Source organism: Sphingomonas sp. PP-CE-1G-424 (assembly GCF_004341085.1).
Taxonomy (GTDB): domain Bacteria; phylum Pseudomonadota; class Alphaproteobacteria; order Sphingomonadales; family Sphingomonadaceae; genus Sphingomonas.
The window spans coordinates 40,291-52,190 of the sequence record NZ_SLXW01000007.1; the positions used below are offsets into that span (position 1 = coordinate 40,291).

Sequence of the window (11,900 nt, forward strand, 5' to 3'; positions counted from 1 at the left end):
CATAGCGTTTTAACTGGGTCTACTTATTGGGATCTACGTCGCGCTCGCGGCGTACATCCACTGTAGCGTATCGGCGAGGCTGCGCGGCGCCCAATCCGGCAGCGTCTCGCGGAGCAGCGTCGCGTCACCGCCCAGCACCTCGACGTCGCCCTTGCGGACGAACGCCTGGTTGACCTCCACCGCGATCTGATGGCCACTGATCGCGGTCAGTTTCTCCAGGATGTCGCCGATCGAGGAGACCGCCCCGGTCGCGACGTTGACCACCGGCGGGACGTCGGTCGCGAGTGCCAGACCCGCATAGGCGTCGGCGACCGACCGCACGTCGCCGAAATCGCGCTCCACCCAGGTATTGCCGAGTTCGATCACGTCGGCACGCCGGCGGAAATGATCGACGATCTTAGGGATCAGATACTGCGTGTCCTGACCGACGCCGGTATAGTTGAATGGCCGCGTCACGACGATCTCCAGCCGGTCGCGCCACAGATCCGCGCCGTCCTCCATCGTCCGCTTGCTGATCGCATAATGGTTGACCGGGTTGGTCGCCGCGTCCTCGGTGATCAGTCCCTCGGCATTGGGGCCGTATACCTGCGCGCTGGACGCCAGGATGCAGCGTGCGCCCGGCTTCCTGCGGCTGACCGCGTCGAGCAGGTTGAGCGTGCCGAGCTGGTTGACCGTATAGAAGGACAACCAGTCGCTCGCATCGACGAACGCATGACCGGCCAGATGGATGACCCGGTCGAAATCCAGGCCGTCGACCGCCTGGTCGACGGCCGCCTGGTCGCGCAGGTCGCACTGCAGCACGACCGGCGTCGCGCCGGCCCGCTCCAGCGCGGCGGACACGAAGCGACCGGTAAAGCCGGTCGCTCCGGTCAGCGCGACCCGCATCAGAACGACCAGCCCGCAGTATTGCGACGCAGGTCGGCTTCCATCATCAATCGTGCGAGTTCTTCAAGCTGAACCTCGGGCTTCCACCCCAGTTCGCGCTCGGCCTTGCCCGGGTCGCCGATCAGCAGATCGACTTCGGACGGACGGTAGAATGCCGGATTGACGCGCACGAGCATCTTGCCCGTCTTGCGGTCGATCCCGGTCTCGTTCTCGTCCTTGCCCGACCAGTCGAGCGTGATCCCGACATGGCCGAACGCCAGCTCGACGAACGTGCGGACCGGCTCGGTGCGGTTGGTCGCTAGGACATAGGTGTCGGCGACGTCGTGCTGGAGCATCAGCCGCATGCCTTCGACATAATCCTTGGCATAGCCCCAGTCGCGCTTGGCATCGAGATTGCCGAGCTCGAGGATCTCTGCCTTGCCCTGCGCGATCTTGGCGACCGTGTCGGTGATCTTGCGGGTCACGAACTCACGCCCTCGCAACGGCGATTCATGATTGAACAGAATCCCGCTGGTGCCGAAGATGCCGAAGCTTTCGCGGTAGTTCACGGTCAGCCAATGCGCGTAGAGCTTGGCGACGCCGTACGGGCTGCGCGGGTAGAACGGCGTATCCTCCTTCTGCGGGATCGCCTGGACCTTGCCGAACATCTCGGAGGTCGACGCCTGGTAGAAGCGGATGTCGCGATTGACGGTGCGGATCGCCTCGAGAAGATAGGCCGCGCCGAGACCGGTGATCTGCCCGGTCGCGATTGGCTGGTCGAACGACACGCCGACGAAGCTCTGCGCGGCGAGGTTGTAGATCTCGGTAGCTTCCGAGGTCTCGATCAGCCGGATCGCCGAGCCCATGTCGGTGAGATCATATTCGACCAGCTTGAGCCCAGGGTGGTTGGTGATGCCGAGCTCGTCGATCCGCCAGAAATTGACCGAACTCGTCCGCCGGTACGTCCCGTAAACCGTATAGCCACGGTTCAGCAGGTTCTCCGCCAGATATGCGCCATCTTGGCCGCTGATCCCAGTAACGATAGCGGTCTTCGACATAGTTTCTTCCCTCGATAACATGGCAGGGGCGATAGTAGCGTCATGCGCCGATAACCAGAGAGTCTTCCGCCCTTTTTGCGTTTTGATGGGGCATTCCCGTGCTGGATGGTCCCCTTACGGACCATTCTCGACGATCTGTAGCAAGGCCCAGTCGGCAAGCCCTGCCGCCAAAGCCCTGTCGATAAAGCGAGGTCGGCGGATGGATGCGGCAACGCAGCGCATCGACAGTCTCCGGCGGTCAGTGCGTGGCTTGCCCACGCGTTTGCCCAAGCGCGGCGAAATCCGCCCTTTCGTACAGCGCCCAGGCGGCCCCCGACAGGCGAGCGCTACGACGGACGACGAGCCGGCGATAGCGCTGTCCGCAGCGAACGATCGTCGGCGACGCCCTATCGTGCACGCTCGGATCGATCTGCAGAAAGCGCCGCGCGGGACAGTCGCCGGTGATCGCGAGCGGATAGTGCGCCTCGGCCGCAGCCACGCGCAACACGGCGACGGGACGCAGGTGATCGACCATCACAGCGGCTCCGCGCGGCGCACGTGCCGCCATCGTCGCGATCGCTGCTCCGGGATCGCCGCGACGAAGCGCCGCTTGGGCGAGATTCTCGCAAAGGCTGGCGACGACGATCGCCCCGAGACCTAGCATCGCCAATACTCCGCCCCATCGACGCCTCCCCCCTCGACTGGCGCCCCGTGGCTGGACAAGCGCGTGCGCGATATCGTCAGCGACGAGCAACAGGATCGCGACCACGGTCAGCAGGAAATAGCGCGGAAAACTGCTGTTGCCGATCTGCAGAAGCGGGAAGAGCAGCGGAAAGACAGCGATCGCGACGATCGCGAACGGTCCGATAGCCGATCGCCGACTACGCACGCGGAGACCAAGCCACGCGACCGCGACGACCGGCACAACGACGATCCCTCGTCCCACCCATTGCCCCGCATCGGGCAGTCCGAGCGTAGAGCTCACCATCCTTGTCATTGCAGTGGCCCACCCGGCTAGCGAAAACCCGCTGTAATCGCCAACCTGCATACCGGTCGTGCTCAAGGCCGCAGCACCGAACGTCGTCCCGATCGCGAGGATACAGGCGCCGATGCTGGGCAGCAGCAGGCGAATGGCCGAGCCGAGCGCCGCCTCGATCGGCATCCGTCGCGCCATTACCCACACCGCCCAGACGGCGATGGCCAAGACGAAGAACAGCATCGTCAGTTGCGAGAACAGCCCCAGCAGCGCCAACCCGCCGAGGCCCAAGGCCGTCCGCGGCGATCTGCACTGCGGGTCGTCGAGCACCCGGGCGACGCGCCAGATCATGGTCATCGCGGCGAGCAGCATCGGTGCGTAGCCGCGCGCCTCGGACCCGTAGTTGACGAGAATCGGCGAGACCGCGAACAGCAGCGCGGCGACCAGCGCATGGACGACGCCCTGCCGCGCACCGATCGCGCCGGCGACGAGGATGGTGAGCGTACCGGTCGCGATCGACAGGCTGCGCAGCGCGAGCGGCGCGGCGCCTAGACCCCACATCTGCATCCACAACGTGTTGAGGTGGTGGTTATTGTCGTGGTTGATGTCGAGGAACACGCCGAGCGGCGTTCGAGCCCGTGCTGCAAAGATCGCCGACCACGCCTCGTCGACCCACAGCCCGCCGCGTGCCGACCAGATCCGCAAGGCAAGACCCAGCAGAGCGATCGCAAACAGGGCAGGGCGGTAGCGACGGCGCACGTCTCACCCGTAGGACATGCGCGTTAAGACCAGATTAGCTATGGCCACCGGTCGGCCCATCACTCACCCTTCTGGTTTGTTGCCAGGATGATTGCCGTGATGGAATGATCGCCTCTGGTCCACGTGACCTGAGCACAGGAAGGCGGTTTTCGTTGATTGGCAATCCAACGGCCGGAAACCGCGTGTCTCCAGATGCATTAAATCGTCTATCTGTGACGGTCGCAGCGACACCTCGGGCGCTGTCAGCCCAGCGGCGGATGGGAAAAAAATGCGCGCGCTATATGGCCCCATAGGATCGTGATACCGATAAGCCGGATCAAGCGCATCGATGCCGAATAGCCAATCCGCCGTATTACAGGCGGACCCTTTTGACACACCTGTCATGGCGACAACGATCAGGCGATTCACCTAATCTTGCGCAGACGCGCATAAGTTGCAATCCGGAAGCAATGATGCCTTCCTTCGTTACTTTCTCTTCAACTGCGCCGGTCGGCAAGTTCGGTCATGACCGATAAAACGCGGGCAGAGCGGCCGCCAACTGCCGAGTTATACCGTAGCGATACGATAATGGTCAGGCAGGTCGTTACCGGTTCATCGCAACGTTGGGTCATCACCTTTGATCATCACAGCATTGGTGATGGCTTCGACCGCTCTGGGTTTGGTGAAGAATTCCTGCTCGCCAATGGTATTTCCGCGATCCACGTTCTGGGACGCGGAAACGACTGGTATCAATACGAAGATATATTCGACGCATTGGCAACGGTTCGTGCAGCGACAGCCGGCGCCGCGCGAAGGATAACGTATGGATCCAGTATGGGCGGCTATGCAGCGGTACGTTTCGCCGATGCGGTAGCGGCGGATGGTGTCCTAGCGCTATCCCCGCAATGGTCGATAAACCCTTCGCGCGCAGGTTGGGAACATCGGTGGCCGCAAGATTCTCACAGGATTCACTGGCTCGATTCAATTGATGGACCTGTCAGCTGTCGAGCCCAACCGGTGCTGATCTACGATCCGCACATGCCACTGGACCGCCGGCACGTCCGACACATCGCGGCGGAAACGCCGTCGCTGCTGATTGCGGTTCCATACAGCGGGCATCCGGCGAGCACCTTTCTCGGCGAAATCAGTTTGCTGAAGCCGATGCTTGAGGATCTGCTGCATGATCGTTTCGACGCCAAGGCCGTGGCTGAGACGATCAGGGAGCGCCGGTCGACGAGTTCGGTCTATCTTGGCTCGCTTGCCGAGCGACAGCCCGATGTCCGTCCGCGTACGGCGCTGGCGCTGGCGCGCGCGGGGCACGCCGCACGGCCTGGCAGTATGCTCGGAATGCTCAGTCTAGCGCGTACCCTGACACGTACCGGCAACCACCTCGAAGCGGTGACGCTCCACCGCGAGCTCGCCATGCACACAGAGCGTATGCCGCTGTATCTGGTCCCCTTTGCGGATGCTCTTTGGCTGGCCGGTGCAAGGGGCGAAGCGCTTGCGATCGCACGAGAGGTGGTGGATGCGTTGCCAGCGCAGGCCCATCTCAGAAACTGGCGGGCCACAATGTTGTGGAAGAATGGCGAGCGGTCCGCGGCGATCGGCCAACAGAAGCAGGCCGTTGCGCTTAATCCGAAGAATAGCCGATATCGGCGCAAATTCTATCTGTACCGGATCGCACGATGCGGGTGGTGGTTACCCGACTTGCTCCGGCGGACGAGCTTAAAATGGGAAGCGTCACGCCAAGTTCAGTTATAGGTGACAGGAACCAGCGCTTGAGCAGCACCGCAGGCTTCATGCGTACCAACCACTGTTTCCACCTTGCCACGAGAAAATACTTGGGAGCCGGGACTGTATTGTCGCTAAATTGGCTGGTCAGACGAGCGACCAAACACCCGGGACAGCCCGAGGCAGCCTTGTATCGCCATCAGCATGCATACCTCTGACCTTCCCTCCGAAGATTCGAACACGCCCGGTACAAGAGGAAAACGAAAGGTGAAGATTTCGCTTTCCTTCGACTCGGCGGTGACTCATAGAATCACGATGCCGATCCGCCCCGAAAACCGCTGGCTCTATCCGATCGACTGGCCGCAACTGTCGCAGGCGATCCGGTTCGACCGCGCCGGCGCGCGGTGCGAGCGGTGCGCGCGGCCGCACCGGCGGTTCGTCGCGCATCTCGGCGACGGACGCTGGTGGGACGGCGATGCGGCATGCTGGCGGTCGGCGCGCGGACGGCGGGTCGCGGTGCGCGATCGCTTCGAGCTGGGCAGCGTCCGGACGACCTATGTGGTGCTCGCCTGCGCGCATCTCGACCATGATCCGGGCCACAACATGCCCGCCAACCTCGCCGCGCTTTGCCAGCGCTGCCACATGCTCCACGACGCGGCCGAACATCGCTGGCAACGCTGGTGGAACGTCTTCCGCCTGTGCGCGCTGCGCGACCTCTACGAGGATCCCCGCCTGACGCACGCACGGAGCGCCCGACGTCCCGTGTCGGCGCGAGGTGAGGGTGCGGCGCTGGCGTAGACCGCAGGACGGCGCGCACTTGCTCGCGGCGCGGCGGACCCGCATGCTGCACCATGCGCTTTTTCCGCCATCAGGTCGCACGCCAGAGTCTCATCGGGTGACCCCGTTGGGCACGGCAGCCGGTGACGCCGCAGTCCCCGAGCCCAGGACGTCGCTGATCGCCGACGTCCGCGCATTGGTCGGCGATTTCGTCCGCCATGGCGGGCGTCGGCTGGCCGTAGCGGTCGCATTGATGCTCGCGGGCGGCGTGCTCGAAGGCGTCGGGCTCGCGTTGCTCGTGCCGATCTTCTCGCTGCTGGCACCACAGACGGGCGGGCGCTGGCGGGCGATGATGGTCGAGGCGCTGGCGTCGGTCGGGCTCGTCTCGCAGCTGACACAGCTGGCGGCGGTGCTGCTGGCCTTCTGCCTGCTGGTCGGTCTCCGCGCGGTGGTGCTGGCAACGCGCGACCGGCTGGTCTCCGACCTGACGCTGGGGTTCGTCGATCATCGCCGGCTGATGCTGGTCACCGATCTGGCGCGGGCGCGCTGGTCGGCGCTGGCGCGGCTGCGGCACGCGCGGATCGGCCATATCCTGTCGAGCGAGATCGCCCGGCTTGCGCTCGCCTGCTCGATGCTGCTGACGATCATGATGGCGGCGATTATGCTCGTGACGCAGGCGATCCTGATGCTGCTGCTGTCGCCGGTCATCGCGCTGCTGACGATCGGCCTCGCGCTGCTCGGTCTGGCGCTGCTGGTGCCGCTGTCGCGTCGTGCGGCGACCGTCGGCACGTCGAGCGCGCGGTTCGCGTTCCGGATCGCCGGCGAGGCTGCGCAGTTCCTCGGCGGGCTCAAGATCGCGATCGCGCACGACATGGCCGACGCGTTCGTCGCGCAGATCGCGCAGGAGAGCGGCCACCTCCGCGCCCAGCTCGATGCGCAGCGCCGCTTCCAGTCGCGCGTGTCGATCGCGTCGGCGAGCGTAGCCTCGCTGGTCGGTGCGGCCCTGATCTTCGGCGCGGTGCTGATGGGCGTACCGACGGTGACTCTGTTCGCCGCGCTGGTCGTGCTGGTGCGGATGAGCGGCCCGGTCCGGTCGCTGCAGCAGAGCACGCAGCAATTGTTCGGCGTCCTGCCCGCCTTCACCGCGTTGCGCGCGCTGAAGGTCGATCTCGGCGATCCCGTGACGGCCTTGCCCGATGCCACAATGGGGTCGGTGCGACACGGGCCGCTGCGCTTCGAGCAGGTGGCGTTCCGCTATCCGGATGCGCTAGCGCCGGTCTTCACCGGGCTCGATTTCACGATCGGCGTCGGCGAGATGGTCGGGCTGTCCGGCCCGTCGGGCACCGGCAAGACCAGCCTCGTCGATCTGCTGACCGGGCTGCTCGAACCGACCGCGGGACGGATCATGATCGGCGACGGGGTGCTCGGCTCTGCCACGCTGGCCGGCTGGCGGCGTCGGCTCGCCTATGTGCCGCAGGACTCCTACCTGATCAACGACAGCCTGCGACGCAACCTGACCTGGGGCAGCGCCGTGCGCGCCGACGCCGATCTCTGGCAGGCGCTGGCGCTGGCGGGCGCGGCCGACATGGTCGCGGCGATGCCCGGCGGGCTCGAGACCCGGGTCGACGAACGCGGCACGCGGCTGTCGGGCGGCGAACGCCAGCGGATCGCGCTCGCGCGCGCGATCCTGCGCGATCCCGACCTGCTGATCCTCGACGAGGCGACCAACGCGATCGACGTCGCGACCGAACAGGCGGTGATCGCCAACCTCCGGCGCGCGCTGCCGCGCACGACGATCCTGATCGTCGCGCACCGCGAGGAGACGCTGCGCGCCTGCGACCGCGTGATCGCGCTGGAGGCCTTCAGGCCCGCGGAGATCCACTCCGCCGCACCGCGCTGAACCCCGCGTCCCGGCCCGCGCGGCCCGTCACGTAAAGCGACCGACCTCGGCCAGCCCCGGATCGACCGGATAGCCGGTGACCTGCAACCGGCCCGCGTCGAGCCAAGCATGCGCCACCAGCTTGGTCCCCGTCGGGTCGCCGACGCCGAGATGCAGGACGCTACTGATCCCGCGGCGCGCCAGCATCGCGCGCGCGGCGATCGCCTGCTGCAGGCACTGCGTACGGAAGGGCAGCCACGGCGCCACCGCAGCAATCGCCCAGCGGACCGCGAACACGCTGGTCTCCTTGTCGGGAGACAGCGGGGCAGGGGGGGCGGGGGATCGTGACGGGACCATGCCGCCCAGATGCCGGGCGAGAACCCGGAACGGCAACAGGCTGCGCAGACGCGCCGTCAGCAGCGCCGCCATCGCCTCGACCACCAGGCGTCGGTCGGCACGACGCATCCGCGCTGCAGTCCCGAGCTTGCGTAGCGCCCTGCCACTCCCGAGTGTCATCGCGATAGCGGCCCCCCGGTCTTGGCCCGATCCAGCAGGTCTTCGAGCCAGCGATCGACGATCGCATCGATCACCAGATGAACGCGCGCGGTCGTGCCCGCATTGGTCACCGAATGCGGATCGGCCAGCCGCAGATACCAGACGCTGCCGGGCGCCATCGACACGCGCGTGCCGTTCAGCCGGAAATCCACATCGGGGTTAGTCGCGACCGGGATGTGCAGCCGCGCGCGCGCCTGTTCGGCCGCGAGGTCGTAATCGCGGTGCGTCTTGATCGCCGATCCGGGCGCCAGCCGCATCAGCCGCACCGCCTCGATCGGACAGGCAAACGCCGCGAGGACCTGTGTGAAATACGGGCACAGCACGAGCAGCGCGGTATCCTCCCAGTCGCGACAGCCGGGATCCGGCGCGATCCGCAGGATCGGATGCGTGACGCCAACCGGCGCGCGCAACGGCAGCACGCTCCAGTCGCCGGTGTAATGCTGCGGCACGAAATGCGCGGTCCAGGTGTCGGCATCGAGCAGCGCCAGATCGTCCGCGAGACGAACCGGATCGAACGCCAGCGGCAGGCACAGCCGATCCGGCCACCCAGCGTCGGCGCCGTGTCCGTGCAGTTGTCCGCCAAGCCCCGCCACGATACCCCGTCTCCGATCGCCGCAGCGTAAGAGGCGGCGACGCCGATGCCAAGCAGGCGCCGGTCAAGCACCGATGCCACACGGATACCGGGGGGCCGCACCCCGAAACGCTGCGGTATCATGCGAAGGAGAGCCCGTGGCCACGATGTCCAACCGCGATGCCATGGCGGCCGACACGGCCATCGGCGCCTCGCCGCTCGCCGCGTTCCGCACTCTGGTGCTGGCCGACGATACGTTGCAGGCCCGGCTCGGCGCGATCGAACGCCCCGATCGCTATATCACCGACGCAATCGCGCTCGCGGCCGCGCATGGCATCCCGCTCGAGGCGGACGCGATCCGCGACGCGATCCTGCCGATGGGGCGTCCGAAGCCCCCTCCGATCACGCTCGATCGCTGGCCCCCGCGCGGCTGGCTGCCGATCCACGCGGTGGAGACCGGCGCCGCCCCCGCGTTCGACTGGGCCTGGTTCGGTGCCCAGGCGCTCGACGCGCCCTTCTACGGGGATATGATCCGCCGGTTCACAGCGCGCTCGTTCAACCGGATGTTTCGCGTACGGACCGATCTGGCTACGCTCGTCGACGGCAGAGATGCCGTAATCGGACCGGTGCCCGCCGGCTTCATCCACCATATGTCGCGATGCGGCTCGACGCTGGTCGCACAGATGCTGGGTGCCGATCCGCATCACGTCGTGCTTTCCGAACCCGCACCGCTCGATGCGGTCGTGCGCTGGGCGCTGCAATCGGAGACGCCGCGAGACGATCAGGTCACGGCGCTGCGGGCGGTCGTCGCCGCGCTCGGTCGCGACCGGTCGGGCCAGACGCGCCGCGTCGTCTTCAAGCTCGACAGCTGGCACGCAGTGGCGCTGCCGCTGTTCCGCGCGGCGTTTCCCGAAACGCCCTGGGTGTTCCTGTACCGCGATCCGGTCGAGATACTCGTCTCGCAGCAGCGGCAGCGTGGCATCCACACAGTGCCGGGGCTGTTGCCGGCGAGCATCGTCGACATCGCGGGCGGCGCGGCCATGGCCGCGGATCGCTATGCGGCGTGCGTCCTCAAGCGGATCGGCGAGGCGGTCCTGGATCATTGGCCCCTCGATCATTCGCCGTCGGGAGGCGGACTGCTGGTCGACTATGCGGAAATGCCGGATGCGGTCGTCGATCGGATCGCCCCGCATTTCGGATTCGTGCCCGACGCCGGCCAGCGCGCTGCGATGATGCAGGTGGCGACGCGCGACGCCAAGGCGCCCGACCGGCGCTTCACACCCGACACTACCGCGAAACGACGCGATGCGACCCCCGAGATCGAAGCGGCGCGCGTCCTAGTCGATCCGGTCCATGCCAGGCTCGAGACCTTGCGCAAGGCCTCAAAACCATGACCCAGCCTGCAACAGTATAATGTTTGCGCTAAACTTGATCGAAAATCGATCATGATTTTCGTTTTTGCTGTCATCTGCATGATGTTGACTTCTAGTATCAATATATCGATTGTAACCTCTGACCAGGGGAGAATGTCATATGGGTGCCGAACCATTTTTAGGCGAAATCTGCATTCTCGGGTTCACGTTTGCACCATCTGGCTATGCTTTATGCAATGGGCAGATCATGTCCATCGCTCAGAACACCGCGCTGTTTTCCTTGCTGGGCACGACTTATGGCGGCAACGGCTCGACGACGTTTGCGCTCCCCGATCTGCGCGGTCGCGCTCCAATCCATTTCGGACAAGGGCCTAGCCTTGCGCCATATGCCCAAGGCCAGGTCGGCGGTATAGAGGCAACCACGCTTACGACTGCTCAGTTGCCCGCGCATACGCATGGTTTCGCCGACAACGGCTCGGCACTGAACGCGATAACGACCAAGGCAACCTCTCAGATACCGGCTGCGGGCTCGTTTCTGGCCAGGACCGTCGACGGCAGTACGTCGGGCGCCCAGCCGCTCATCTATGTCCCGGCAGGTACAGCCGGCACGTCCGTGGCAATGGGCGGCCTGAACGTCGCAGGGACCATTGCACCCACAGGCCAGAACCAGCCGGTTCCGATCATGCAGCCGTATCTTGTGCTAAACTATTCGATAGCCCTCCAGGGTATTTTCCCGTCGCGCAACTAGCGCCGGGATACGCGGGAGTTGGTGTTGAACAAGGGGCGTTTTGGCAATAATCGGGGCGTGATCGAGCATACCGAAAAGCTGTCCGATAGCCCCCCGCCCGGCGGTCATCTGCCGCACGGACCGCTTCAGAGCCGACCGCTTATTACGAGGCCCATGTACGTCGAAAACCGCTGCGATTTCGATATCTTCGGAGTCCAGAATGACGGTTGTCGAACCTCGACAGCTACTCGGCAAAACCTCTGCTCCAGCCGCGAAAATTCGCGATACTCAGTTGAACACCGCCTGGTAATAATAGCCCGGTTCACCGGACAGGGGACGCGAAATCTGCACGATATCGATCCGGTCGGGGCCGAACCCCTGGCCGCGCAGGACATAGGTGCCCGACGTAAGCATGGCTTCCGGCGCGGAACGGAAGATCAGAATGAACGGCAGCCGATCGAGCTTGGCATGATTGGCCAGCGAAGTCGCTTCGACAAGGTGCAGCGCGACGGGTTGCGGATCGCAATCGGCCATCAGTGCGGATCCGACCAACGGAACGAATTCGGCGAGATGGATAGGACGGAAAAGCGGCACGCTGTTCGACATCCCGCAGGCTTAGCATCGCGCCCGCCCCGATCACAGCGTCCATCGACGGATATGCCACCGATGTCG

General features: G+C 65.3%; 11 protein-coding genes. 5 read left to right on the forward strand and 6 right to left on the reverse strand.

Annotation, left to right across the window (positions count from 1 at the left end):
• Nucleotides 1–33 precede the first annotated feature (33 nt).
• The 3 genes from C8J43_RS18110 to C8J43_RS18120 all read right to left on the reverse strand — a co-directional run bounded on the left by C8J43_RS18110 (nt 34) and on the right by C8J43_RS18120 (nt 3,636).
• On the reverse strand, nt 34–885 hold the full coding sequence (locus tag C8J43_RS18110; protein ID WP_056056162.1) for a GDP-mannose 4,6-dehydratase: 852 nt from the start codon (nt 883–885) through the stop codon (nt 34–36).
• Nucleotides 885–1,922 (reverse strand): GDP-mannose 4,6-dehydratase, encoded by a 1,038-nt coding sequence (gene gmd, locus C8J43_RS18115; protein WP_056056164.1) that lies wholly within the window; start codon nt 1,920–1,922, stop codon nt 885–887. Before gmd ends, C8J43_RS18110 begins: the two co-directional genes overlap by 1 nt.
• Nucleotides 1,923–2,160: 238 nt before the next feature.
• On the reverse strand, nt 2,161–3,636 hold the full coding sequence (locus C8J43_RS18120) for a glycosyltransferase family 39 protein (RefSeq protein ID WP_133032091.1): 1,476 nt from the start codon (nt 3,634–3,636) through the stop codon (nt 2,161–2,163).
• 504 nt (nt 3,637–4,140) lie between these two features.
• On the opposite strand from C8J43_RS18120, the gene C8J43_RS18125 reads away from it, so the two are divergent.
• The 3 genes from C8J43_RS18125 (at nt 4,141) to C8J43_RS18135 (ending at nt 8,023) form a co-directional block, all read left to right on the forward strand.
• Entirely contained in the window at nt 4,141–5,376 is a 1,236-nt protein-coding gene (locus C8J43_RS18125; protein ID WP_133032092.1) for an alpha/beta hydrolase, read from the forward strand.
• Nucleotides 5,377–5,613: 237 nt separating this feature from the next.
• Nucleotides 5,614–6,144 carry a hypothetical protein gene (locus C8J43_RS18130; RefSeq protein WP_231420917.1) on the forward strand — a complete coding sequence of 177 codons (531 nt, stop codon included), beginning with the start codon at nt 5,614–5,616 and terminating at the stop codon, nt 6,142–6,144.
• Nucleotides 6,145–6,250: 106 nt separating this feature from the next.
• Nucleotides 6,251–8,023 carry an ABC transporter ATP-binding protein gene (locus C8J43_RS18135; protein ID WP_056056170.1) on the forward strand — a complete coding sequence of 591 codons (1,773 nt, stop codon included), beginning with the start codon at nt 6,251–6,253 and terminating at the stop codon, nt 8,021–8,023.
• Nucleotides 8,024–8,050: 27 nt separating this feature from the next.
• Here the strand turns inward: C8J43_RS18135 and C8J43_RS18140 are convergent, their stop codons facing one another.
• Both C8J43_RS18140 and C8J43_RS18145 read right to left on the reverse strand, forming a co-directional pair.
• Nucleotides 8,051–8,518 carry a lasso peptide biosynthesis B2 protein gene (locus C8J43_RS18140; RefSeq protein WP_082471076.1) on the reverse strand — a complete coding sequence of 156 codons (468 nt, stop codon included), beginning with the start codon at nt 8,516–8,518 and terminating at the stop codon, nt 8,051–8,053.
• Nucleotides 8,515–9,150, reverse strand: coding sequence for an aspartyl/asparaginyl beta-hydroxylase domain-containing protein (locus tag C8J43_RS18145; protein ID WP_201780751.1), 636 nt, complete (start codon nt 9,148–9,150; stop codon nt 8,515–8,517). Before C8J43_RS18145 ends, C8J43_RS18140 begins: the two co-directional genes overlap by 4 nt.
• A gap of 136 nt (nt 9,151–9,286) precedes the next feature.
• Here C8J43_RS18145 and C8J43_RS18150 point away from each other — a divergent pair, with 136 nt between their 5' ends.
• Together C8J43_RS18150 and C8J43_RS18155 are read left to right on the forward strand one after the other, a co-directional pair.
• Nucleotides 9,287–10,522: a sulfotransferase family protein gene (locus C8J43_RS18150; protein ID WP_056056175.1), complete on the forward strand. Its 1,236-nt coding sequence runs from the start codon at nt 9,287–9,289 to the stop codon at nt 10,520–10,522.
• A 139-nt stretch (nt 10,523–10,661) separates the two neighbouring features.
• On the forward strand, nt 10,662–11,249 hold the full coding sequence (locus C8J43_RS18155) for a tail fiber protein (protein WP_056056177.1): 588 nt from the start codon (nt 10,662–10,664) through the stop codon (nt 11,247–11,249).
• 267 nt (nt 11,250–11,516) lie between these two features.
• Here C8J43_RS18155 and C8J43_RS18160 read toward each other — a convergent pair whose 3' ends face one another.
• Nucleotides 11,517–11,822 (reverse strand): hypothetical protein, encoded by a 306-nt coding sequence (locus C8J43_RS18160; protein WP_231420918.1) that lies wholly within the window; start codon nt 11,820–11,822, stop codon nt 11,517–11,519.
• Nucleotides 11,823–11,900: the final 78 nt, after the last annotated feature.